This window comes from Nonomuraea sp. NPDC003709, assembly GCF_040610775.1.
GTDB lineage: Bacteria > Actinomycetota > Actinomycetes > Streptosporangiales > Streptosporangiaceae > Nonomuraea > Nonomuraea angiospora_A.
The window spans coordinates 1-23,239 of the sequence record NZ_JBEXMW010000043.1 but is presented as its reverse complement, the minus strand read 5'-3'; the positions used below and the strand labels follow the sequence as shown (position 1 = coordinate 23,239).

At 71.1% G+C, this 23,239-nt stretch carries 26 protein-coding genes and 1 pseudogene; 20 read left to right on the top strand and 7 right to left on the bottom strand.

Annotated elements, in window-relative coordinates:
• Positions 1-29: 29 nt before the first annotated feature.
• The 12 genes from ABZX61_RS61155 to hypE all read left to right on the top strand — a co-directional run bounded on the left by ABZX61_RS61155 (position 30) and on the right by hypE (position 9,574).
• Positions 30-1,076, top strand: a complete 1,047-nt coding sequence (locus tag ABZX61_RS61155) for a hydrogenase expression protein HypE (protein ID WP_350737770.1) — start codon at positions 30-32, stop codon at positions 1,074-1,076.
• Positions 1,077-1,092: 16 nt separating this feature from the next.
• A complete protein-coding gene (locus ABZX61_RS61150; protein WP_355211288.1) occupies positions 1,093-2,898 on the top strand; it encodes a nickel-dependent hydrogenase large subunit in 1,806 nt (601 codons plus the stop codon).
• The gene (locus ABZX61_RS61145) at positions 2,898-3,353 is read left to right on the top strand and encodes a hypothetical protein (protein ID WP_350737776.1); all 456 of its coding nucleotides are present in this window, start codon (positions 2,898-2,900) and stop codon (positions 3,351-3,353) included. The genes ABZX61_RS61150 and ABZX61_RS61145 overlap by 1 nt, the downstream gene beginning before the upstream one ends.
• On the top strand, positions 3,350-3,985 hold the full coding sequence (locus tag ABZX61_RS61140; RefSeq protein WP_350737779.1) for a DUF5947 family protein: 636 nt from the start codon (positions 3,350-3,352) through the stop codon (positions 3,983-3,985). The genes ABZX61_RS61145 and ABZX61_RS61140 overlap by 4 nt, the downstream gene beginning before the upstream one ends.
• Positions 3,982-4,200: a hypothetical protein gene (locus ABZX61_RS61135; RefSeq protein WP_350737782.1), complete on the top strand. Its 219-nt coding sequence runs from the start codon at positions 3,982-3,984 to the stop codon at positions 4,198-4,200. The genes ABZX61_RS61140 and ABZX61_RS61135 overlap by 4 nt, the downstream gene beginning before the upstream one ends.
• Complete coding sequence (locus tag ABZX61_RS61130; protein ID WP_355211284.1) at positions 4,200-4,838, top strand: DUF6084 family protein; 639 nt, start codon at positions 4,200-4,202, stop codon at positions 4,836-4,838. The genes ABZX61_RS61135 and ABZX61_RS61130 overlap by 1 nt, the downstream gene beginning before the upstream one ends.
• A gap of 5 nt (positions 4,839-4,843) precedes the next feature.
• Positions 4,844-5,761: a hypothetical protein gene (locus ABZX61_RS61125; RefSeq protein WP_355211282.1), complete on the top strand. Its 918-nt coding sequence runs from the start codon at positions 4,844-4,846 to the stop codon at positions 5,759-5,761.
• Positions 5,758-6,579, top strand: coding sequence for a hydrogenase maturation protease (locus ABZX61_RS61120; RefSeq protein WP_355211279.1), 822 nt, complete (start codon positions 5,758-5,760; stop codon positions 6,577-6,579). Before ABZX61_RS61125 ends, ABZX61_RS61120 begins: the two co-directional genes overlap by 4 nt.
• Positions 6,580-6,700: 121 nt before the next feature.
• Complete coding sequence (locus tag ABZX61_RS61115) at positions 6,701-7,084, top strand: hydrogenase maturation nickel metallochaperone HypA (RefSeq protein WP_350737794.1); 384 nt, start codon at positions 6,701-6,703, stop codon at positions 7,082-7,084.
• Positions 7,062-7,334, top strand: coding sequence for a HypC/HybG/HupF family hydrogenase formation chaperone (locus tag ABZX61_RS61110; protein WP_355211276.1), 273 nt, complete (start codon positions 7,062-7,064; stop codon positions 7,332-7,334). Before ABZX61_RS61115 ends, ABZX61_RS61110 begins: the two co-directional genes overlap by 23 nt.
• Before the next feature lie 12 nt (positions 7,335-7,346).
• Entirely contained in the window at positions 7,347-8,504 is a 1,158-nt protein-coding gene (hypD, locus tag ABZX61_RS61105; protein WP_355211273.1) for a hydrogenase formation protein HypD, read from the top strand.
• The gene (hypE, locus tag ABZX61_RS61100; protein ID WP_355211270.1) at positions 8,501-9,574 is read left to right on the top strand and encodes a hydrogenase expression/formation protein HypE; all 1,074 of its coding nucleotides are present in this window, start codon (positions 8,501-8,503) and stop codon (positions 9,572-9,574) included. The genes hypD and hypE overlap by 4 nt, the downstream gene beginning before the upstream one ends.
• Here hypE and ABZX61_RS61095 read toward each other — a convergent pair.
• Genes ABZX61_RS61095 through ABZX61_RS61085 form a run of 3 tightly spaced genes read right to left on the bottom strand, consistent with a single transcriptional unit; the run spans position 9,557 to position 10,892 of the window.
• On the bottom strand, positions 9,557-10,189 hold the full coding sequence (locus ABZX61_RS61095; protein ID WP_355211267.1) for an SIS domain-containing protein: 633 nt from the start codon (positions 10,187-10,189) through the stop codon (positions 9,557-9,559). The two genes, hypE and ABZX61_RS61095, sit on opposite strands and share 18 nt — an antisense overlap.
• Positions 10,186-10,413 (bottom strand): HypC/HybG/HupF family hydrogenase formation chaperone, encoded by a 228-nt coding sequence (locus ABZX61_RS61090; RefSeq protein ID WP_355211264.1) that lies wholly within the window; start codon positions 10,411-10,413, stop codon positions 10,186-10,188. Before ABZX61_RS61090 ends, ABZX61_RS61095 begins: the two co-directional genes overlap by 4 nt.
• Positions 10,410-10,892, bottom strand: coding sequence for a phosphoheptose isomerase (locus ABZX61_RS61085; RefSeq protein WP_355211262.1), 483 nt, complete (start codon positions 10,890-10,892; stop codon positions 10,410-10,412). Before ABZX61_RS61085 ends, ABZX61_RS61090 begins: the two co-directional genes overlap by 4 nt.
• A 186-nt stretch (positions 10,893-11,078) precedes the next feature.
• On the opposite strand from ABZX61_RS61085, the gene ABZX61_RS61080 reads away from it, so the two are divergent.
• Entirely contained in the window at positions 11,079-11,618 is a 540-nt protein-coding gene (locus ABZX61_RS61080) for a DinB family protein (protein WP_355211259.1), read from the top strand.
• Positions 11,619-11,655: 37 nt separating this feature from the next.
• Positions 11,656-12,366 carry an alpha/beta hydrolase gene (locus tag ABZX61_RS61075; protein WP_355211256.1) on the top strand — a complete coding sequence of 237 codons (711 nt, stop codon included), beginning with the start codon at positions 11,656-11,658 and terminating at the stop codon, positions 12,364-12,366.
• 102 nt (positions 12,367-12,468) lie between these two features.
• Here the strand turns inward: ABZX61_RS61075 and ABZX61_RS61070 are convergent, their stop codons facing one another.
• Positions 12,469-16,185, bottom strand: a complete 3,717-nt coding sequence (locus ABZX61_RS61070; protein ID WP_355211253.1) for a helix-turn-helix domain-containing protein — start codon at positions 16,183-16,185, stop codon at positions 12,469-12,471.
• Between the two features lie 104 nt (positions 16,186-16,289).
• Here ABZX61_RS61070 and ABZX61_RS61065 point away from each other — a divergent pair, with 104 nt between their 5' ends.
• From ABZX61_RS61065 to ABZX61_RS61045, 5 genes are all read left to right on the top strand, one after another.
• Entirely contained in the window at positions 16,290-16,559 is a 270-nt protein-coding gene (locus tag ABZX61_RS61065) for a hypothetical protein (RefSeq protein WP_355211250.1), read from the top strand.
• Positions 16,560-16,639: 80 nt separating this feature from the next.
• Positions 16,640-18,331, top strand: a complete 1,692-nt coding sequence (locus ABZX61_RS61060) for a hypothetical protein (protein ID WP_355211247.1) — start codon at positions 16,640-16,642, stop codon at positions 18,329-18,331.
• Positions 18,332-18,889: 558 nt separating this feature from the next.
• A complete protein-coding gene (locus tag ABZX61_RS61055; protein WP_355211245.1) occupies positions 18,890-19,411 on the top strand; it encodes a hypothetical protein in 522 nt (173 codons plus the stop codon).
• Between the two features lie 95 nt (positions 19,412-19,506).
• Positions 19,507-20,022, top strand: coding sequence for a hypothetical protein (locus tag ABZX61_RS61050; RefSeq protein WP_355211242.1), 516 nt, complete (start codon positions 19,507-19,509; stop codon positions 20,020-20,022).
• A 253-nt stretch (positions 20,023-20,275) separates the two neighbouring features.
• A complete protein-coding gene (locus ABZX61_RS61045) occupies positions 20,276-21,139 on the top strand; it encodes an NBR1-Ig-like domain-containing protein (RefSeq protein ID WP_355211240.1) in 864 nt (287 codons plus the stop codon).
• A gap of 368 nt (positions 21,140-21,507) precedes the next feature.
• On the opposite strand, the gene ABZX61_RS61040 is transcribed toward ABZX61_RS61045, so the two are convergent.
• Positions 21,508-21,807 carry a hypothetical protein gene (locus ABZX61_RS61040; protein ID WP_355211237.1) on the bottom strand — a complete coding sequence of 100 codons (300 nt, stop codon included), beginning with the start codon at positions 21,805-21,807 and terminating at the stop codon, positions 21,508-21,510.
• Positions 21,808-22,020: 213 nt separating this feature from the next.
• Between ABZX61_RS61040 and ABZX61_RS61035 the strand changes: the two genes are divergently transcribed.
• On the top strand, positions 22,021-22,176 hold the full coding sequence (locus ABZX61_RS61035; protein WP_355211234.1) for a hypothetical protein: 156 nt from the start codon (positions 22,021-22,023) through the stop codon (positions 22,174-22,176).
• Between the two features lie 140 nt (positions 22,177-22,316).
• Here the strand turns inward: ABZX61_RS61035 and ABZX61_RS61030 are convergent, their stop codons facing one another.
• Both ABZX61_RS61030 and ABZX61_RS61025 read right to left on the bottom strand, forming a co-directional pair.
• Positions 22,317-22,739, bottom strand: a complete 423-nt coding sequence (locus tag ABZX61_RS61030) for a hypothetical protein (RefSeq protein ID WP_355211232.1) — start codon at positions 22,737-22,739, stop codon at positions 22,317-22,319.
• Positions 22,740-22,957: 218 nt separating this feature from the next.
• Positions 22,958-23,155 (bottom strand): annotated as a pseudogene (locus ABZX61_RS61025) (IS630 family transposase); the annotation flags it as partial.
• Between the last annotated feature and the right edge of the window lie 84 nt (positions 23,156-23,239).

Below are 23,239 nucleotides of genomic sequence, written 5' to 3'. Positions count from 1 at the left end.
CTACGCGGGCCAAGAAGGGGGCTTGGGCCATGACAACCACACAAACACCGAAAGCTCTGGACGAGGTGCACATCCTGTGGACCTCGGAGGGCATGAGCTGCGACGGCGACACGGTCTCGGTCACCGCCGCCACACTGCCGAGCCTGGAGGACGTCCTGCTCGGGCTCGTACCGGGACTGCCCAAGGTGCACCTGCACAACAAGGTGCTGGCCGCGGAGACGGGCGACGCCTTCATGGCCCCGTTCCACCGGGCCCACGAGGGCGAGCTCGGCCCGTTCATCTTCGTGGTCGAGGGTTCCATCCCGAACGAGAAGATCAACGGCGACGGCTACTGGACGTCCATGGGCAACGACCCGGCCACCGGCCAGCCCATCACGGTCAACCAGTGGATCGACCGGCTCGCGCCCAAGGCCTGGGCCGTGGTCGCGATCGGCACCTGCGCGGCGTACGGCGGCATCCACGCCATGGCCGGCAACCCGACCGGATGCATGGGGCTGGCCGACTACCTGGGCCGTGACTTCCGCTCCGCGGGCGGGCTGCCCATCGTCAACGTGCCCGGCTGTCCCGTCCAGCCGGACAACTTCACCGAGACGCTGACCTGGCTGCTGTACCAGGCTGCGGGCATGGCGCCGACGATCCCGCTCGACGACATGCTGCGCCCCACCTGGCTGTTCGGCAAGACCGTGCACGAGGGCTGCGACCGGGCCGGCTACTACGAGCAGGGCGACTTCGCCCTCGACTACAACTCCCCCAAGTGCCTCGTGCGCGTCGGCTGCTGGGGGCCGGTGGTCAACTGCAACGTCACCAAGCGCGGCTGGATGGACGGCGTCGGCGGCTGCCCGAACGTGGGCGGCATCTGCATCGCCTGCACCATGCCCGGCTTCCCCGACAAGTTCATGCCCTTCATGGACGAGCCTCCGGGAGCGTCCGTCTCGGTCGCGATGAGCGGCGCGTACGGCGCGATGATCCGCAGGCTTCGCGCGATCACGAACAAGGCAGCGAACAAGGAGCCGAAGTGGCGCCACAACCGCCGCCGGCTGACGAGCGGGTTCGACCCGCGCTGGGGAAACGGCTGAGAGGGAGAGCGGCGAGGTGGCCATCCGTACGGCAGGTGAGAAGAAGCTCAAGGGCGAGGCCCGCGAGCTGGTGGAGATGTCCTGGGACCCGATCACCAGGATCATCGGGAACCTGGGCATCTACACGAAGATCGATTTCAAGAACCGCGAGGTCGTCGAGTGCAAGAGCACCTCGTCGCTGTTCCGCGGCTACAGCGTGTTCATGAGGGGCAAGGACCCGCGCGACGCCCACTTCATCACCAGCCGCATCTGCGGCATCTGCGGTGACAACCACGCGGTCTGCTCGATCTACGCGCAGAACATGGCGTACGGCATCAAGCCCCCTCCACTCGGTGAGTGGATCATCAACCTGGGCGAAGCCGCCGAGTACATGTTCGACCACACGCTCTTCCAGGACAACCTCGTCTTCGTCGACTACTGCGAGCAGATGGTCAAGGAGACGAACCCGAGCCTGCTGCGCCGGGCCGAGACGACCCAGGCGCCCAACTCCGCGATCCACGGCTACCGGACGATCGCCGACATCATGCGCGCGTGCAACCCGTTCACCGGTGACCTGTACCGCGAGGCGCTGCAGGTGAGCCGGGTCACCAGGGAGATGTGCTGCCTGATGGAGGGCCGGCACGTGCACCCGTCCACGCTGTACCCCGGCGGCGTGGGCACGGTTGCCACCCCTCAGGTGTTCACCGACTACATGGTGCGGCTGCTGCGCGTCCTCGACTTCGTCAAGCGGTCCGTCCCGATGAACGACGACCTCTTCGACTTCTTCTACGAGGCCATGCCCGGCTACGAGGAGGTCGGCCGCCGACGCGTGATGCTCGGCTGCTGGGGCGCGTTCCAGGACCCGGCGGTCGTCGACTACGACTACCGGAACATGAACGACTGGGGCCGCCGGATGTTCGTCACGCCGGGCATCGTGGTGGACAACGAGCTGATCACGACGAACCTGGTGGACATCAACCTCGGCATCAGGATCCTGCTGGGCAGCTCGTATTATGACGACTGGCAGGCCGAGGAGACGTTCGTCACCCACGACCCGCTGGGCAACCCGGTGGACCAGCGCCACCCGTGGAACCAGACGACCCTGCCCAAGCCGCAGAAGCGCGACCTGGAGAACGGCAACTACAGCTGGGTCATGAGCCCGCGCTGGTACGACCAGCGCACCGGCGACCACCTGGCGCTCGACACCGGCGGCGGCCCGCTGGCCCGGCTGTGGACCACGGCGCTGGCCGGGCTCGTCGACACCGGCACGGTGCGGGCCACCGGCCAGAGCGTGGAGATCAACCTGCCCAAGAGCGCCGCCTTCCCGGAGACGCGGCTGGAGTGGAAGATCCCGCGCTGGGCGAACACCATCGAGCGCAACCGCGCCCGCGTCTACTTCGTGGCGTACGCGGCGGCGATGGCCGTCCACTTCTACGAGCAGGCGATGGGCGAGGTCAGGGCCGGGCGCACGCAGGTGTTCACCGACTTCGAGGTGCCGGACGAGGCGATCGGCTGCGGCTTCCACGAGGCGGTGCGCGGCGTGCTGTCGCACCACGTGGTGATCCGCGACGGGAAGATCGCCAACTACCACCCGTACCCGCCGACGCCGTGGAACGCCAGCCCGCGCGACAGGTACGGCACGCCGGGCCCGTACGAGGACGCGGTGCAGGGGTTGCCGATCTTCGAGGAGAACGGCGCCGACTCGTTCAAGGGCATCGACATCATGCGCACCGTGCGCAGCTTCGACCCGTGCCTGCCCTGCGGGGTGCACATGTACCTGGGCGGCGGCAAGGTGCTCAAGCAGGTGCACTCGCCCACGTTCGGCGCGAGCGTCTCCGGCTGATGAACGAGCGCGTCCGCAGGATCGAATCCCTGCTCGACAAGGCCGACGGGGCCGCCACGGAGCTCGTCGCGGAGGTGCTCGGCCTGTATGGCGAGGGCCTGGCACGGGTCATGACACTCGTGGGCGACGAGGCGGCGGCCCGCCTGGGCGCCGACGAGCTGGTCTCGCCCCTGCTCCTGCTGCACGATCTGCACCCGCTGGACACCCGGACCCGGGTGGAGCAGGCGCTGGCCGGCGCCGCCGACCTGCTCTCCGTCGAGGGCGACCTGGTACGGCTGCGCTTCCGCCCGACCGGCTGCCGCTCCTCGGCGGCCGGGGCGGCCTCGGCCCTCCGGGACGCGGTGCGCGAGGCGGCCCCGGAGATCGAGCGGGTCGAGATCGAGGTCGCGGACGCGGCCCTGATCCCGGTCGAGAGCCTGACCGTCCGCCCCGCCTCGCGGGCCCCGGTGCCATGACGGGCCTGCTGCGCCGGCTCGCCGCGCAGTCGGTCGAGCCCGCCCGGCGAGAGCCGCGCACACAGCGCTGCGAGCTGTGCGCCGAGCCGCTGCCGGCCGTCCACCGCCACCTGCTGGAACTGGCCGGGCGCGAGCTGCGCTGCGCGTGCCGCGCGTGCCAGGTGCTGTTCGACCACGCGGCGGCCGGCGGCGGGCACTACCGGCTGGTGCCCGAGCGCCGCTGGCGGCTGAGCGGCTTCCGCCTGGAGGAGGGGGCCTGGGCCCGGCTGCGGGCCCCGGTGCGCACGGTGTTCCTGATCCACGACTCGGACACCGGCGACCCGGTCCTGTACTACCCGAGCCCGGCCGGGGCCGTGCGGGCGCCCGCCGACCGGACCGCCTGGGAGCTGCTGCGGCGCGACAACCCGGTGCTGCGGCGGCTGGAGCCGGACGTCGAGGCGCTGCTCGTCGACCGCGAGGCCTGGATCGTGCCGGTGGACGACTGCTACGCGCTCGTCGGAGCCATTCGCGCGCACTGGCGGGGCCTGACGGGTGGCAAGGACGTACGCGAGCACATCACCCGATTCTTCACCGATCTCGGCGGCCGGTCCGTCACCGTACCGGCCACCGGCAACGACAGGAGTCCCGCGTGAACAAGAAGTCGACGATCAAGACCGGGCGGCGCGACGTGCGCCCCGACGCCCCCTCCCACGTCAAGGGCGTGGCCGAGGGCAACGCGCCGGGCGGCTACGGCAGGCAGAAGGGCCACCTGCCCGACGGCCGCTCCACGGCCCGGCGCTCGACCGGCGTCAACCCGCGCATGCACGACCCGATCGACCCCGACATGCCCAACCTGTCGCCCGCGTGATGCCGCCGACCACACCGGTTCTGCAGATCGAGGTGCGCGACGTCGAGCCCGCCACGCCCGCCGTCGCGCCCGCTCTGTGTTTCCGGCTCGACCTGCGGGCGGACGCTCCGGTCCAGGCGATCACGCTGGCCACGCAGATCCGCATCGACGCCATCGCCCGCGGCTACGACGGGCAGGCGCCGGAGCGGCTCAAGGAGCTGTTCGGCCCGCCCGAGGACTGGGGACGCAACCTGTCCAGCCTGCTGTGGACGCAGACCGTCACCCACGTCCCGGCCTTCACCGGCGGCACGACCACGCCGGTCACGGTCGCGTGCACCTACGACTTCGACGTGGCCGCGGCCAAGTACCTGCACGGCCTGCCGGACGGCGAGGTGCCGCTGCGGTTCCTGTTCACCGGGACCGTGTTCTACCTCGACGACGGGCGCCTGCAGGCGGCCTGCCTGCCGTGGGACACCGAGGCGGACTTCCGCATGCCGGTGACGGTCTGGAAGGACCTCATGGACCGCCATTTCCCGGACACCGCCTGGATCCGGCTGGAGCGCGGCACGTTCGACCGCCTGTACGCGCATCGGGTCCGGCACACCCTGCCCGGCTGGGACGACGCGGTGCGGTCGCTGCTGGAGACGGGCGGAGGCTGATCCACATGGACCCTGTCAGGCAGATCGCGCAGGCCGTGCTGTACGAGGGCTACCTGCTGTGGCCGTACCGGGAGTCGTCGCTGAAGAACCGGCACCGCTGGACGATCGGCGGCGTCCACCCCGAGGCGTACGGGCGGGCCAATGACGGCAACCCGTGGCTGACGCGTACCGAGTGCCTGCTCGAAGCCGGGCCCCGCGACCTCGTCGACGTGTCCGTGCGCTTCCTGCACGTCGTCACCCGGCTCCGCGCCGGAGAGCCGGAGGCGACCGGCGAGGAGGCCCAGGAGCGTGAGGTGAGCATGCCGGGCCTGGTCCTGGAGGACCTGCTGAACGGCCCGGTCATCGAGAAGATCGACATCCCGGCACGAGATCAGTCTCCCGAAGGCGGCTGGCGGGAGCTGAACGGCCGGATCGAGGCGAGCGCGCGGCGGCTGCGCCCGGACCTGTTCCGGATCACGGTCGAGGTGGTCAACACCACGCCCTGGCCCGGGGGCGGCCGCGAGGAGGCCATGCGGCGCACGCTGGTCTCCGCGCACACCGTGCTGCGCGCGCCGCGGGCGAGGTTCGTCTCCCTCATGGACCCGCCGGAGGAGTTGCGGGCGGAGGCGGCGGGCTGCGACAACGCCGGCGTCTGGCCGGTGCTCGCCGGGCCGGAGGGCGACCGGCACACCGTGCTGTCCGCGCCGATCATCCTCTACGACCACCCGCGGATCTCGCCGGAGAGCCCCGGCGACCTCTTCGACGCGACCGAGATCGACCAGCTCCTCACGCTGAGCGTGCTCGCCCTCAGCGACCGGGAACGCGAGGAGATCCGCCACGGGGACCCGCGCGCCCGCGCGATCCTCGACCGCTGCGACTCCCTCACACCCGACGAGCTGATGCGGTTGCACGGCATCATGCGCAGGACGGAGCCACACGAATGACTGGATTCTGGACCCGGATGGCGGGCCGCGGCCCGGCCGAGATCGTCATCGCCGGCGTGCCGGTCGGACCCGGAAGCCGGGTACGGCTGCGGCCCCGCGCGCAGGCCGACGTCTTCGACCTCGTGCTCGACGGCCGCGTGGCCGTCGTGGAGAGCGTGGAGCAGGACGACGAGGGCGCCTTCCACATCGCGGTCACGCTCGACGACGATCCCGGGCGCGACCTGGGCGAGGCCCGGCTGCCCGGGCACCGGTTCTTCTACTCCGCCGAGGAGATCGAGCCCCTCGGGGAGCAGGACGGCCGCCCGGCCCCCGGCCGCGTCCTGGTGGCCGGGATCGGCAACGTGTTCCTGGGGGACGACGGGTTCGGCGTCGAGGTGGCCCGCCACCTGGCCGGGCAGGCGGGCGTGCCGGGCATGGAGGTCGTCGACTTCGGCATCCGCGGCATGGACCTGGCCTACGCCCTGCAGCGGGACTACACGGGCGTGGTCTTCGTGGACGCCGCCCCGCGCGGCCTGGCTCCCGGCACGCTCACCGTCCTCGAACCCGAGCTGCCGGACGGGGACGACGCGTCGGTGGAGACGCACGGCATGGACCCGGTCCGGGTCCTGCGGCTGGCCCGGCAGCTCGGCCGGCTCCCCGCGCGGGTGCGGGTCGTCTGCTGCGAGCCGGCGTCGGTCGAGGAGGACCCGTTCGAGCTGAGCGCGCCGGTGCGCGCGATGGTCGGCGAGGCGGCCGGCCTAGTGAAGTCCCTGGTTATGGACATGATTGCGGAAAGTGCCACTCCGGACGCCCGCGATCCGGCACCCACGGTGAGGTGATGTGAGATGTGGAAGTCGCGCACGGTGAAGCTGGTCGTGCTCTGCGGGATGGCGCTGGTCGTCATCCGCCTGTGGCCGGACATCCGGCGATACATCAAGATGGAGCGAATGTAGGGGCAGCATGCATGAGATCGGGATGTGCGAGGGGCTCGTCGAGCTGATCGAGCAGCAGGCGGGAGGCAGGGCGGTCGCGGCCGCCCGGGTACGCGTCGGCGCCCGGCACGCCGTCGTCGACGAGGCCTTCGGGCAGGCGTTCACGCTGGCCGCGGCCGGCACGGCCGTGCAGGACGCGGTGGTGGAGCTCGTCATCACGCCGATGACGGTCGGCTGCCGCAACTGCGGCGAGCGCTCCGAGTCGGTCGACACGCTGGCGGTCTGCCCGGGCTGCGGCGACGACGGCGTCGACATCAGCGGCGGTGAGGAGCTTGTCCTGGAGTCGCTCACCTTCGCCACGTCAGGCGCTTCCGGCGGGGAGGTGTCCGGTGTGCCTTGGCATTCCAGGTGAGCTCGTCGAGCGCCTGCCCGAACACGAGGACCTCGCCGTGGTGGACGTCAGCGGCGTGCGCCGGCGCATCAACGTCGGCCTGCTCGCCGACGAGGCGCTCGCGCCCGGCGACTGGGTGCTGGTGCACGTCGGGTTCGCGCTGTCCAAGATCTCCGAGCTGGAGGCGCAGGCGGTGCTCGACTACCTCAACGGGCTCGGGCCGGCGTACGAGGACGAACTCGACGCGCTGCGCACCTCGGACATCGCCTAGGAAGGACCTCTGATGCGGTTCGTCGATGAGTACCGCGACGCGGGCACGGCGCGGGCGCTGGCCGCGCAGATCGCCGCCCGCTGCCGGCCGGGGCGCCGATACACGTTCATGGAGGTGTGCGGCGGTCACACGCACACCATCTACAAGCACGGCCTGGAGGACCACCTGCCGGCCGAGGTGAACCTCGTGCACGGCCCCGGCTGCCCGGTCTGCGTGATCCCGATGGGCCGGGTGGACGACGCCATCCACATCGCCCGCCGGCCGGACGTGATCATGACGTCGTTCGGCGACATGATGCGGGTGCCCGGTGGGCAGGGCTCGTTCCTGGACGCCAAGGCGGCGGGGGCCGACATCCGGATGGTGTACTCGCCGCTGGACGCGCTCAAGATCGCGCGGGCGAACCCGGATCGCAAGGTCGTCTTCATGGCCATCGGCTTCGAGACCACGGCGCCGTCCACGGCCATGACCGTGCTGCGCGCGGAGGCCGAAGGGCTGGCCAACTTCTCCGTCTTCTGCAACCACGTCATGATCATTCCGGCGATCAAGGCCATCCTCGACTCGCCGGACCTGCGGCTCGACGGGTTCATCGGGCCCGGCCACGTGTCGGCGGTGATCGGCTGCCAGCCGTACGAGTTCATCGCCCGCGACCACGGCAAGCCGCTGGTGGTGGCCGGGTTCGAGCCGCTGGACATCCTCGACGCGGTGCACCGCCTGCTGACGCAGCTCGCCGAGGGCCGCTGCGAGGTGGAGAACCAGTACTCCCGCGTCGTGCCGTGGCAGGGCAACCGCATCGCGCTGTCGGCCATGGGCCGGGTGATGCGGCTGCGGCCGCACTTCGAGTGGCGCGGGCTGGGGTTCATCGCGCACTCCGCCCTCGCCATGTCGGACGAGTACGCCCGCTTCGACGCCGAGCGCGTCTTCGACCTGCCCGGGGTCCGCGTCGCCGACCCGCGGTCGTGCCAGTGCGGCGAGGTGCTCAAGGGTGTGCTCAAGCCGTGGGAGTGCAAGGTGTTCGGCACCGCGTGCACCCCGGAGACGCCGATCGGCACCTGCATGGTCTCCTCGGAGGGCGCGTGTGCCGCGTACTACAACTTCGGGCGCTTCAGCCGGGAGGAGATGCGCGCGACCTCCGCCGGCCGGCCGCCGGCGGAGGAGGCGAGCCGGGCATGAACCGCGAACAGCAGGTGCTCGCCCGCATCGAGCGGATCCGGCGGCGCAAGCCCGTCGTCAGGGAGGAGCGCATCACGCTCGCCCACGGCGCCGGGGGCAAGGCCACCCACACGTTGATCGAGGCCGTCTTCCTGGAGGCGTTCCGCAATCCGCTGCTCGCGCCGCTGGACGACGGCGCGCTCCTGCGGGTGGGCGGCGAGCGCCTGGCCTTCACCACCGACTCCTTCGTGGTCTCGCCGCTGTTCTTCCCCGGCGGGGACATCGGTGACCTGGCCGTCAACGGCACGGTGAACGACCTGGCCATGTGCGGGGCCCGACCGGCCCACCTGTCGGCCGGCTTCGTCCTGGAGGAGGGCTTCCCCGTCGCCGACCTGCGGCGCATCACCGACTCGATGGCCGCCGCCGCGGCGGCGGCCGACGTCACGATCGTGACCGGCGACACCAAGGTCGTCCAGCGCGGCAAGGCCGACGGCTGCTTCATCACCACGGCCGGGGTCGGGCTCGTCGAGCTGCCGGTCACGCTGTCGGCCTCGCACGCGCGGCCGGGGGACGCGGTCATCGTCTCGGGCCCGATCGGGGAGCACGGCGCCGCCATCATGCTGGCCAGGGACGACTTCGGCATCGAAGCGCCGATCGTCTCCGACACGGCGCCGCTGCACGCCATCGTCGCCGAACTGCTGGCCGCGATGCCGCAGCACGTCCGTACGCTGAGGGACGCCACCCGGGGAGGGGTGGCCACCGTCGTCAACGAGGTGGCCAACGCGTCGGAGGTGGCCGTCGTCCTGCGGGAGGACGACATCCCGGTACGGGCGGAGGTCACCGGCGTCTGCGAGCTGCTCGGCCTCGACCCTCTCTACGTCGCCTGCGAGGGCCGGTTCGTCACGGTGGTCGACGGCGAGCACGCCGGGCGGGCCCTCGAGGTGCTGCGCTCCCATCCGCTGGGCGCCGAGGCCGCGATCATCGGGACCGTCGCCGCGGCACCGGCCGGGCTGGTCCTGCTCCGGACCGCCTTCGGCGGCACCCGGGTGGTCGACGTCCTGGTGGGCGACCCGCTACCCCGCATCTGCTGAACCCTGGTGTGAGGAGGTCTCGCGGGCGGCCGACACCAGCTCGGCCAGCACGTGGTAGAGGGTCGCCTGCGCCTCCTGGATGCGGTGCACCGACGACGACGGGATCACGAACAGGTGCTCGGCCAGCCGTTCCTCCGCCATGCGGCCGCCTCCGGAGCCGGCGAACCCGACGGTCACCATCCGCAGGCCCGCGGCCCGCTCCAGGCCGCGCAGCACGTTGGCCGAGCCGCCGCTGGTGGACAGGGCACAGGCGATGTCGCCCTCGCCGCCGAGCGCGGCGAGCTGGCGGGCGAACACCACCTCGAAGCCGACGTCGTTGCCGAGCGCCGTCACGAGCGCCGTGTCGGCCGCCAGTGACACCGCGGGCAGGCCACGTCCGATGAACAGGTCCGCCACCGACTGCGCGTCGGTGCTGCTGCCGCCGTTCCCGAACGTGAACAGCCGCCCGCCGCCGCGGAAGGCGGCGGCCAGCGCCGCCGCGCACGCCACCAGCGGGCCCTCCATCTCGTCGAGCACCCGCCGCCGCAGCTCCAGGCTCTCGCGGGCCTTCTCCACGGTGGACGCCGTCACGTCGAGCGGGTCGCGGCGCAGGAACGGGTAGAGCGTCTCGGTCATCGGGCGTCCTTTCCGAGTACGGCGATCGCCTCGCCCGCGTGCACCAGCACGGTGTCCCCGACCTGTGCCTCCACCAGCGCCACGCTGATCTCCTCGGTGCCTGCGCCGGTGTCGGCACGCGCCAGCCCGTCGGGCAGCAGCCCCACGACCCGCACGGCCACGGCCACATCGCCACACGTCACGCAGGAGTCGCAGACCTCCTCGTCCGCCGGCTCACCGTTCACGCGGGGCACTCCGCTTCCTGGAACACGTGGACCAGCTCCCACAGCAGGTGGTACATCGTGATGTGGATCTCCCTCGCGACCAGCGGATCCGTGCTCCGCGCGGTCAGCACGTGCTCCGCCTGCGCGCAGTCCTCGTCCGCCGTGAGGGCGACGGTCAGCATGCCGAGCCCGCGGGCGGCGGCCAGGTCGCCGTCGAGCGGCCGGATACCCACGGCGATGTCCTGGGGGCGTCCCAGCACCGGCAGCGAGGAGGGCTCGGTGCCCAGGCTGAGCGCCGGAAGGGCGCGCTTGCCCACGATCACCGGGTGGGTGAACTCCACGGCCACGTGCGCCGCGTCCGAGGCGGCCTCGCCCCGGCCGAAAGCCAGCAGCCTGCCACCGCGCCGGAACCGCCCGGACATGGCGGCCGCCGCCGCGACAACCGCGCCGACGTCTTCCACCAGCGCCGTTCCGGCGGCCTCACGGACCCGATCGAGCACTTCGGCATCCCGTCTTCCTGCGCTGCACGACATCGCCCATTCCACCGTGGTCCACCACGAACGGCGCGGCTTTCCCCGCCACCGATTCGGCAAGGTCCCGGCAAGATTCGCCCACCCGAGGCGGCGTAAGGCTCCGACAGGATTCACCCACCCGAGGCGGCGTGCGAACCCCTAGACTCAGCGCTCGTGACTCAACTGGACGAGCAGGGCCGCCACGAGCCCCCTCTGGCTGCCGACGAGACCGCGACCCTCCTGGGCTTCCTCGACTATCAGCGCGAGACTTTGGCATGGAAGTGCTCGGACCTGGACGCGGGCGGGCTGAAGGCGACCGTCGGCGTGTCGTCGATGACGTTGGGCGGGATGCTCAAGCACCTGGCCTACGTCGAGAGCTACTGGTTCAGCCGGGCGCTACGCGACGGAGAGTGGCCGCCTCCGTGGGACACGGTGGACTGGAAGTCCGACGGCGACTGGGACTGGAGTTCGGCCGCCGACGACTCCCCCGAACAGCTCTTCGCGCTCTGGCAGGAGGCGGTGTCCCGCTCGCGGTCCGCGGTGGCGGAGGCGCTGGCCGACGGCGACCTCGGCCAGCTGGCCAAGCGCAGCTGGCCCGACGGCAAGACGCCCAGCCTGCGGTGGATCCTGTGCCACATGATCGAGGAGTACGCGCGGCACAACGGCCACGCGGACCTCATCCGGGAGTCGGTGGACGGGCTGACCGGGGAGTAATCGAATATTGTCGGTGAGCTGCTCTAACCTCGGGGCGATGGACATCATCCTGATTCCCGGCCTCTGGCTCGACGGCTCGTCCTGGGACGAGGTCGTCCCCGCGCTCGAGCAGGCCGGCCACCGGCCCCACGCGCTCACGCTGCCCGGCATGGAGTCGAAAGACGCCGACCGCTCCCAGATCACCCTGCGCGACCACGTCGACGCGGTCGTCAAGGTGATCGACTCCTTCGACCCCGCCGGCGGCAAGGTGGTGCTGGTCGGCCACTCCGGCGGAGGCACGATCGCCCACGTCGCCACCGACGCGCGTCCCGACCGGGTGGCCCGGGTCGTCTACGTCGACAGCGTGCCTCCCGGCGAGGGCGGGCTCATCAATGACGAGCTCCCGGTCGAGAACGGCGAGATCCCGCTGCCCGACTGGGGGCTCTTCGAGGCGGAAGACCTCGTCGACCTCGACGACGAGCTGCGCGCGGCCTTCCGCGAGCGGGCGATCCCCTCGCCGGCGCGGGTCGCGAGCGACCGGGTGCGGCTGTCCGACGAGCGCCGCTACGAGGTGCCCGCCACCGTCATCGCCTGCGAGTTCTCGACCGCGACGATCCAGAAGTGGATGGAGCAGTCGCTCGCGTTCACGCGGGAGCTCGCCCAGATCCGCCACGTCGACTACGTCGACCTGCCCACGGGCCACTGGCCGCAGTTCACCCGTCCGGAGGAGCTGGGACGCGCGATCGCGACCAGCGTCGGCCCCGCCTGACGGCCCGGTCGTGGTGGCGCGGTCGTGGCGGCGCGGTCGTGGCGGCGCGGTCGTGGCGGCGCGGTCGTGGCGGCGCGGTCGTGACGGCACGGCGGGCGGGGGTCAGCCCGCCGGGGCGCGGCCGGTGGCGGCGTCCTTTGGGCAGGGCGGGTCGTAGGGCACGTCGGGCAGATACTGCCGCCACTCCGCCGGGGTGATCGGCGGGAAGGCCAGCGCGCAGATGCGCCGGGCGGCGGCGCCGGGGTCGACCGGCCACAGGCGGGCGGTCGAGTCGCCGGACACCGTGGCCAGGGTGGCGCCGTCCGGGCTGAAGACCGCCTTGTTGACCTGCCCGAGGTGCCCGGTCAGGGTGGCCAGCGCGGTCGCTCCGGCCGGGTCGGCGATGTCCCAGAGCATCGCGGTCCGGTCGTCACTGGCGGTGGCCAGCGTGCGGCCGTCGCGGCTGAAGGCCACCGACTGCACGCTGTCGGCGTGGCCCCGCAGGACGGCGATCGGCCGGTCGAGGGAGTGTACGTTCCAGAGCCGGGCCGTGCGGTCGCCGCTGCCGCTGGCCAGCAGCGTGCCCGAACGGTCGAAGGCGAGGTAGTAGACCGTGCCGCCGTGGCCTGTGGCGACGCCGAGCGGGGCCAGGTCGGCGGTGCGCCACAGGCGGATGGTCCGGTCGCCGCCGCCGGTGGCCAGCAGCCGGCCGTCGGGGCTGAAGGCCACGGCGTTGACGGCGGCCTCGTGGCCCTTGGCGACGGCCCGGCGTACCGGATGCGCGGGGTCGGAGATGTCCCAGACGTACACGTCGAACTTCTCGCCCGCCACCACCAGGCTCCTGCCGTCGGGGCTGATGGCCGCGGCGAAGATGTTGCCGATGCCGGCCGCCGTCTCGGACAGGAGCCGGGGGCGGGCCGGGTCGGTGAGGTCCCACAGGCGTACCGAGCTGTCCAGGTCGGCACTGGCCAGGAGCGTGCCGTTGCGGGCGAAGGCGACGGCGGTGACGCCGTTGGCGTGCCCGGTGAGCGTGGCCAGCGGGCGGGGATCGGCCGACACGTCCCAGATCTTGATCAACGGATGGCCGGCCGTGGCGAGCAGGCGGCCGTCGGGGCTGTAGGCGAGCGCATAGACCGTGCCGCGGTGGCCGCCGAGCAGGGGCCGGCCCAGGTCCCACACGCGTACGGTGTCGTCGCGCCCGCCGGACACGAGCACGCGGCCGTCAGGGCTGTAGCGGACGGTGTAGACGGTGCTCGAGTGCCCCGTCATCACGATCGGGTCGGCGCGGAAATCGGTCAGGTCCCACAGCCGGATCGTGCGGTCGTAGCTGCCGGTGGCCAGGGAGCGGCCGTCCGGGCTGAAGTCGATGGCGACGACGCCGTTCTCGTGCCCGGAGAGCGTGGCCAGGGCCCTGCCGTGCCGGGGATCGCGCAGGTCCCACAGCCGTACCGTGTTGTCGAAGCCGCCCGTGGCCAGGGTGTCGCCGTGGAAGGCGGCCGCCAGCACGGCCCCGGTGTGACCGCGCAGGTCGGGCAGGCGTTCGGGGTGGCGCGGGTCGCCGACGTCCCAGAGCATGACGTCGTTGGAGAAGGCGGTGACGACCAGCGTCCTGCCGTCCGGGCTGAAGGCGACGTCCGACAGCTCCTTGGGAGCGCCTTTGAGCGTGCTCTGCAGGTACGGTTTGCTGGGATTCGTAACGTTCCATAACAGCGTGGTGGCGTCGTAGGAGGCGGTCGCCAGCATCGTCCCGTCGGGGCTGAAGGCCACCCCGATGATCCCCATGCTGTGCCCGCCCATCGTGGCCAGCGCCACGGGGTGCCGGGGGTCGCGCACGTCCCACAGGTCGGCCGTGTTGTCGTTGCCGGCGGTGGCCACCAGCTTTCCACTCGGCGCGAACGCGGCTGCGGCGAGGCCCTTCGCGTCGCCCATCACCGACGACAGCGCGCCCGGCCGCAGCGGATCGGTCACGTCCCACATCCGCAGCGTGCCGTCGAGCGCCACCGTGGCCATCCGCCTGCCGTCGGGGCTGTAGTTCACCGCGTAGACCGCGCCGGCGTGGGCGGTCAGCACGTTGGCGTACGGGTTGGCCGGCGTGCTGAGCACCGCGCCACGTGACTCGGTGGTCGGCGTGAGCCGCTGGGCGGCCAGAGCGAGCTGCGCGGCCAGTGCCGGGTTGCCCGCCCGCAGCGCGACCGACTCGTTGGCGACCTTGCCGGACAGCGCCGCGTTGCGCTGGTCGCCGATGTCGCGCTGCCCGCGTACCGCGACCACCACCGCCACCGTGGTCAGCAGCAGCAGCGCCGCCAGCACGGCCACCAGCCGGCGCAGCCGCCGGGTGCCGCGCCGCCGCGCGGCGGCCTCCGCCTCCTGGCGTTCGACGGACGCCGCCAGGAACCGTCTGGCCTGCGGTCCGGGAGCGGCGTGCGGTCCGGCGCCCTCGGCCCAGAGGCGGGCCACGGCCAGCCGCGAGCCGCGGTAGAGCGCGCCGGGGTCGTCCCCTTCCTTCGCCCACCGCGCCGCCGCCTCGGCCAGGTCGCGGCCGACGACCAGCCCCGCCCGGTCGCTCTCCAGCCAGCCGGCCAGCCGGGGCCAGGCGGTGAGCAGGGCCTCATGGCTGATCTGCACCTTGTCGAGGTCGACGGTGATCAGGCGCTCGGCCACGAAGCCGTCGAGCACGTCCTCCGCCTCGGCCGCCACGGCGGGGTCGTGGTCGGCGAGGACCTCCGCGATCGTCATGCTCCTGCGGGTGGCGGCGGTGTCGAACGCCACGTGGACGAGCGTCAGGAACAGCCTCCTGGCCAGCTCCTGGCGGTGCTCGCTCAGGCCCAGGTAGACCTTCTCCGCGCTGTCGGCCACGGCCCTGCCGATGCCGCCGACCTTGCGGTAGTCGGCGATGGTCAGCCGCCTGCCCTGGCTTTCGCGCCACATCGCGTAGAGGGCGTGGGAGACCAGCGGCAGCGTGCCGGCCTCGTGCGCCTCGCCGTCGGCGCCTGCCGGGGCGACCTCGCGCAGGAGCAGCTCGACCAGGCCGTTCTCGATCTCTATGCCGGCCTTGCGGGCCGGCTCGACGACGGCGGCGCGCAGTTCGTCCTCGCACATCGGGCCGACCACGAGCTGGCCGGAGCGCATGGCCGCGAGCAGCTCGGGGTGGCGCATGGCCTGGCCGTAGAAGTCGGCGCGCAGGCCGGCCACGACCACTGCCCGCTCCGCCGCCTCGCTCAGCGCCGCGACGAACCTCGTACGCTCGTCCTGGTCCTCGCAGACCGTGAAGACCTCCTCGAACTGGTCCACGATCAGCACCTCACCCCGCTGCCGCGCCAGCGCGGCCATCGGGTGCGGCCCCGGCGTGAACACGGCGGCGCTCCTGCCCAGCGCGGGGACCACCCCCGCGCGCAGCAGCGAGGACTTGCCCGAGCCCGAGGCGCCCACCACGAGCCGGAGGCCCGGCTCGGTCAGGCGGGCGACGAGCTGCCCGGTCAGCGCCGCACGGCCGAAGAACCACTCGGCGTGCTCGGTCTCGAAAGCCGCCAGCCCCCGGTACGGCTCCGGCCCCGCCGGCCGCCGGCCGGGCGCGCGGCGTACCCGGTGCCAGGCGTTGAGCCACTCCTCCACGGCCGCGTCGTCGCTCACCCCGCACACCCGCAGGACCTCGACCAGCAGGTCGCGGGAGGAGAGGGAGGGCAGGCCGCGCCCGGCGAACCAGTCGCCCAGCGTGCTGGAGGCGATGTCGGCCCCCACCTTGGCCGCCACCTGGCGCACCGACACCCCGGCCGATTCGCGCAGCCGGGTCAGCGCCTGGCCGAACTCCTCGCGGGTCGTGATGAGTGCCTGCTCCTGCACGAGCGCCTCCTCAGGCCCGGCTCGCCGTCATGGTAACGGGCTGCATACGGACTTGTACGGATAATCGCGGACCACTCCCCCGGCGCCGGTCGAAGGCGCTGACGTTGATCGACGTACTCGCCCGCCGATCCCTTCCGAGCGGGACAGCTCGCGACCAGCGGCACGCCGGCCTGCTGACGACGTTGATCCTGCTGGAGACGGCCGACCGGCTGGAGGAGGGCCGGCCGGCCGAGCGCGACGGCGCGGCCCTGCCGTACCAGCTGCTGGGCGGACACACCCACGGCAGGCACGGCGTCCGGGCGCAGGCCGAGCCGGCCGAGGCGCGCAGGGGGCTGGACGGAAATCTCACGTTATGCGAACATGTGTTCGATTGACGAAGATCGTCAGCGGGAGCGGGTCCCGTAGTCATGCCGGGGTGCTCGACTCTCCCCTTCTCCTCCAGAACGGAGTGCCTGTGCGCCCACCAACCTCTGCGCGTGCTCCCCTGTCCCGCCGATTAGTCGCCTGGGCCGGGACCCTGCTCCTGACGGCGGCCCTGCTCGCCACTCAGGCGCCCGTCGCCGCGACCGCCGCGACCGCCGCGACCGTCACCGATCTCGGCGTCGCCGGGACGGGCGGAGACGTGGTCGCGCGCAGCAGCAAGGTCTTCGTCGCCGCCGGCGACCAGATCGTGGTCACGTCCATCGACGGCAAGGTCATCAACACGATTACCGGCCTGTCCGGTGCTGTCGCCCTGGCCTCGCCGGAGACCGGCAGGAAGGTGTACGCGGCGCTGCGCGATTCGCATGAAGTGATCGAGATCGACACCACCACGCTCGCCATCACCAAGCGCATCGACCTCACCGCGTACCCGTGCCCGTCGAGCCTGGCGCAGTCGTACGATCGGCTGTGGATCGGATTCGGTTGCGGCGAAGCGGGAGAGGGAGGCGTTCTCGGCCTCATTCCGGCGGCGGCGACACCCACCCCCGTCCGGGTCGGGCCGGCCACGACCCAGGCTCCGCTCGTCGCCGTCGCCGGGAGCACACTGGTGGCCGGGGAGCCGGGAGTCAGCCCCGCCACAGTCAAGGTGTACGACATCAGCACCACGCCTGCCACTTCGCGCGGCGAGATCCGCGGAGACGCGAACGGGCTGCCGGCCCTGCGGGATCTCGCACTCGCCGATTACGGGTCGGCGGCGCTGTCGGCGTTGGACGATACCCGCCGGTTCGACGCCTGGGACACGACAGCCCTGACGCAGGGCCGCGCCTACGACAGCAGCGGATTCGGCGAGCACGGTCTCCCCACCGCTGTCGCGGCCAGCCCGAACAGCGCCTACGTCGTGGGCGGCTGGAACTCCTCCGCGGGCGACGCGGCGGAGCTCGTGGTGTACGACGCGACCAACGCGGAGGTCATCTACACAGCCGCCCACCAGGGGAAGGCTGTGGTGGCGGGCAGCATCGAGTTCTACGGCACGCTCACCTTCGCGGTTCTGAAAGAGCCCGGCACCGGGCGGATGCACCTCTGGCGGCTGCCGCCCTCGCCCTACCACTCCTCCACGCTGACCTTGACGGCTCCCTCCAAGGTGACCGCGCTCAAGCAGTCGACCCTCAGCGGACGACTCACGCTGAGCAGCGGACTGCCGCCCGGCGTACAGACGCTCGAACTGTACCGCTGGCTCCCCGACGGCACCTCCAGGCCGTTCCAGGAGATCACCACGGCGGCGGACGGGACCTACCGATTCACCGACGCCCCGCCGTCCATCGGGGCGTTCAAGTATCAGGTGTACTGGCCGGGCAACTCGTGGTTCCGGGGTAGCGGCTCCTCGGTGACCGTCACGGTGGCCTTGTACGAGCCGACGCTCACCGTGACCGGACCGGCGACGGGCAACGTCGGCGAGCGACTCGAATTCAGCGGCACCTTCGGCGCCGACGGCATCACCTTCCCGCGGACGATCGTCACCGTCTCGCGCAAGGTCGTCAGCCCGGATGGCACCGTCACCTCGAAGGGCCTGGTGAAGTTGGCCCCCGCCGCCGACGGGTCGTTCAGCTTCTCCGATACGCCGACCTCGGCCGGCGAACACACGTACACCGTCAACTTGCTCGGCAACTCGACCATCGAGTCAGCGAGCACCACCCACGTGGTCACCGTCCTCCAGCCGCCCGCGTAGCATCCCGCCGCCCGGGTGACGGCGACCCGACTCGCCGTCACCCGGGCCGCCGCTCGATGCCGGGGCTTACAGTGCCCGACGCAGGCTCGCCGTTCCGCACGAGGACGTCAACGGCGTCATCGCCGCCCCGCCCCGATCCGGGCGGCCCGCAGCGGTTGGTGTCCACTGCCTGCGATCGATTCCGGTGACAACCGATGCCTTGCCGTCCTGCGAATTGTTGGAGTGCTGCAATTGCTGCGCCACTCCGAGGCGGGCTCGATGTGGGCACTGATCGTATGAAGCCGGGAAAGATTCCGCCGGCACGTTGAATCCCTGTCGCAAGTTCCTGACCTGCGGATTCGATTGTCCTAATAGCTCTGGACAATGTTTGGATGATTGGACGGGTCAGATCGCTTGCCGGTGCCGGGCATTGGCGGTCAGAGTGGTGCCGTTCCCGGCGACAGTGTTCGGTGTCGGCGCCATTGGCAGGTGTTCGGATATTCCGCTGAATCGCTGTGCGCGGTTGATCGGGGACTCCCGAGTCGGAAAGTGCAGAGGATTTCTTTGAAAGGAGATCCGATGATCGGACGAAAAGGGATTACAGGAGTGGCTCTCGTCGTCGGGCTGACGGCCGGGCTCATGGCGGGGTCGTCCGCGTCGGCGCAGGCGGGGCTGGGCGTCACCGCCGCCTCGGACAGCTCGGCCGTCCTGGCGCCGGGCTGGTCGGCGAAGTCCTACCTGGGGATCGGGTACCACGACCGCTGCAAGGGCTGGCAGCGGATAAAGACCCCGTACCGGACCGGGGCCTACATCACGACCAGCAGGCAGGTCCACTGCGAGAAAGGCGAGTGGGGCCGCCGGGCCGTGGTCAAGACGAGCCTCCAGCAGTATCGCGGGCTGGGTTTCTGGCGGACGAAGGCCACCTCGGAGGTGAAGAAGGGAAGGGCGGCGTTCACCGTGACGACGACCCCTTCGTGGAAGTGCTCCGGCGGCAGTCAGCTCTACCGCAACCAGACGAAGGTGCATCTCTACTCTGTCCTGCGCGGCAGCGAAGTGGCCACCCTGTACAAGCGGTCGCAGGAGCGCCGGATCCGGTGTTGATCCCGAGCTGGGACGGGGACGTAGCTCGGCCGGACTTCGGCCCTTGGCGCTCGCGAGAGCGCCAAGGGCGTTTTCTTCCGAAGGAGTGAGCGGCGATGAGATCGCGTGAGAGAAGGCATGTCCCGGCGTGGCGCGTGATCGTCGGCGGGGTCGTGCCGGCCCTTGCCTTCGTGCTGTGGGCGACGGTCTCGGTGGCGGAGGAGGAACCGTACGAGGACGTCAAAAGGCAATACATCGCCGCCGTGGACGCGGTGTGCGAGGAAGCATCCCGGCAGTCGGATCTCCGCGAGGAGCCACCTGCCAACCTGCGCGAGGAGGTGGACGAGCTGCGCCGCGCGTCGGAGTCGATGACCGGCACCATCGCCGCGATAGAAGCGATCGCGCCGCCCGATGGTGACGTCCCGCAGGTGCGGAACAGGTTCTTCGTGCCCGCCAGGGCGCTGGCCGCGAGCCTGCGCGAGCTCGGTGGACGCGCGGAGGCGGCGATGCGCGCGGGCAGGGAGGGCGAGGCGAAGAAGGCGGTGGAACAGTCCTTGGAACCGGACGAGAACGAGAAGGCATTGCGATCCTTCGCGGCGGAGTACGGCTTCCGGGCATGCGCGGGTGAATGACCAGGGCGTCCGGGTAACCCGCAGATTTCCGGACTTATTCGGACAATTCAGGTAATCTCATTTGCTCTCAGGCGTCACAGGCCATGCCGGGGTCGTCGGCACGGCCGGATGACGGCGCCGGATAGGGCAGGTGAAGATGCCGGAATTACCGGGGACGTCAGGCTCGCAGGAAGACGAGCCTGACCCGCAGTGGACGGGCAGAGGAGCTCGGCCCGGGCGAAAGCCGGTCCGGCCAGAACCGGCCGCGGGCCCGGTGGCCGCCCTCGCGTACCGCCTGTGGGAGCTCAAGGCGGAGGCGGGCGACCCGTCCTTCGCGGAGATGTCGTCCCGTATGGGCGCGGCGGCCTCGAAGTCCTCGCTGGCAGCCGCCGCCCGGGGGCAGGTCCTGCCGACCTGGGAGACGACGTGGGAGTTCGTCCGGGTCCTCGCCGTCGACCGGTTGAGGCAGGACGCCGAGGAGGCCAGGCGCGAGTGGCGAGCCCACTGGGAGCGGGCCGCGAGCGCCGTCGCACGTAGCGAGACCACCGAGGGCCGTACGAGTCACGACGAGACCCGCGCCGGACTCGCCGAGGCCCGTGCCGGGCACATCGAGACAGAGGTCCGTATGGCGGAGCATCCCGAACGCCGAACCCGACCTCCCCTTGCCAGGAGGCCGGCCATGATCGCGGCGGTCGCGACCGCCGCTGCCGCCGCCGGTGCCGCCCTCTTCACCTGGTTCGCCCCGCTCTCCGGAAAGGACGAGCCCACCGCGCCGAACACCTCGGCACGGGCCACCTCTCCCCACGACGATTCCGCCTTCGAACAGGACGTCACCCATCCGGACGGCACGGTGGTGAAAACGGGGACGGAGTTCACGAAGATCTGGCGGATCAGGAACACCGGCACCATCCCGTGGCGGGGACGCTATCTCACCCGGCTGAACGACACCCCGTGCCGCGCCCCCAAACGGGTCGAGATAAGCCCGGTCCAGCCGGGCGAGCCCGTCGACATCGCGGTACGCGTCCGCGCATCGGACTCCCCCGGCAGATGCAAGATCTACTGGAAGATGACCGACGAGGCCGGGACCCAGTTGCTGTCCGCCAAGAAGCCGATCTTCCTGGACGTGGTCGTCGGCTGATCAGCTCTCGAAGCGTGTCTAGGTCCGCAGCGCGTGAAGGAGATGGCGCTCGTTCCAGATCAAGGTCCGGTCCAGCAGGGACCTGGGTGTGGTGCCCACATCCTGCAGGTCCATGACAAGGTTATGGCCGAGTGACGCCGAGGAGACGGACACGGCGGGCGGCATGCTCGATGACCGCCAGAACGTACAGGCGAGCGCCGGCGAGAGTACGGACCTCGAAGAAGCCGCACGCCGGCAAGACACCTGCCTGGCTGAGCAGGAACGCGGCCCAGGTCGTAGCGGTCCGCTCGGGAGTCGGGTCGATGCCGTGCGCTTTGAGGATCTCCCAGACCGTAGAGGCGGCGACCTTGATACCGAGCGCGGCCAGCTCACCATGAATGCGCCGAGCCGTTCTCCCCTGCCAGCCGCAACACCAGCAATCGGATGGACCGGACGGTACGCGGACGTCCGCGCCGGCGAGGCAAACTGGCTCCGGCGTGACGGCGCCGCAGCAGATCGCGGTGCCGGCGCAGGACGGTGTCCGGGCAGACCAGCAGCGCAAGGCGCCGAAGCCTGTCCTTCGGCAGGCGGTGAAGCAGCCCAGCAAGGAGCCGATCAACTCGCATGAATACGGGCTTGGCCACCTGCCACTGCAGCACCATCGTGAGGTAGGCCAAGCGCAGTAACACGATCGGCCATCATGCCGTGCGGGCGCCCAGCCGGAAGCACAAGAAAGCGCATCACCTCCACGACCTGCATGGATGAATATTCGGCACCCGCAACGTTCTGGAGCTGCTGCTGCACGCCAACCATGCCCTGTTCGCCAAGGCCGTCACCACCCTGGACCAGTTCGCCGGGCCCGGCTGCCTGCGGCTGGGGCTCGCCCCGCCTCGTGGCACTCGGTGATGTACGCGCTCGGACCCGATGCCAAGACCGCGATCTCCGACGCGATCGCCAGCGACGAGTACGCGCAATACGGCATCTCCACCGCCTACACCGAACCAGAACAGCTCACCGCCGCGATCGCCACTTCGACCAGATCGGCTGTGACGAACTGATCTTCATAGGCAACGATCCCGACCCCGCCTGGCGGACGCCACCGGCGTTGCTCGTCCGGCCCAGGCGCAAGGCCCGCCACGCGGTGGTCCACCGATCCAGGTCTTCCTCGATCCCTCCGCAGGGGCTTTCGCGGGGAAGGTCAGGAGCCGACGTTCCAGTAGGTGCAGTGCCAGGAGCCGCGCGTCTTGACGCAGGCGCGGAAGCTCCGGTAACCGCCCGGGTCGTCGATGGCCCACGTCTGGGCGCCGGTGCGGCCGCGGTGGACCGTGCCGTGGCAGGCGTGGTAGGTGCGGCCCTTGGTGTCGGACCAGTCGAGCGAGACCTTGTCGCCCGGGCGCAGGCCGTAGCCCTTGACGAAGTAGATGTCGCGTCCGCCGTAGGCGTTGGCCTTCATGAAGAGCCTGACGTTGTAGCCGCTGACGCGGTCGACCTGCCGACCGGAGCGCGGGGTGTCGATGTGAGGTCCGCAGGAGTAGTTGATCGGGCCCGCCGCTGCCTGGGCGGGTACGCTCGCCACCGCCAGGCCACCCGCCAGCACCGCAGCCCCCACCAACACCTTCATCGTAGAGATCATGGTGTCCCTCCCCTGATCCGAAGTTGATGATCGAAAGGTAGGGGAGCGCGTGTTGAGGAACTGTTGAGATCTTGCTCAGTCGCGGCCGACCCTGGCCTACTGCCGCGGCTGAGCGACTGAAACCGGCACCTTGGACCCTCGCACGCACACCACGGAGGCGACCGGAAACGATCATCGGGTCGGGTGAGGGTTTCAGGCTGCGGATCGCCCCAGCGGATGCCCTTTCGCTGCGGATGCGGATGCGGGCGCGTTCGCGGCGTTGGGCGGCCAGCACGTCGGAATGGCGAGCGTGGGTGTCGCCAGGCCAGGTAGGCGTGCAGAGCTCGGGTCTGGATGGTGTGGTTGGGATGGTGGGAGTTGGCCAGGGTGAGCTGACTCAACGGTGCGAAATGTGCCTCGTCGGGTAGCTCCGGCGCTTTGCAGCGCCGGAGCCCCCTCAGAACCGGCCGTGCCCGCTTTCCAGGCAACCGGCTCAGGCAAGCCCTGAA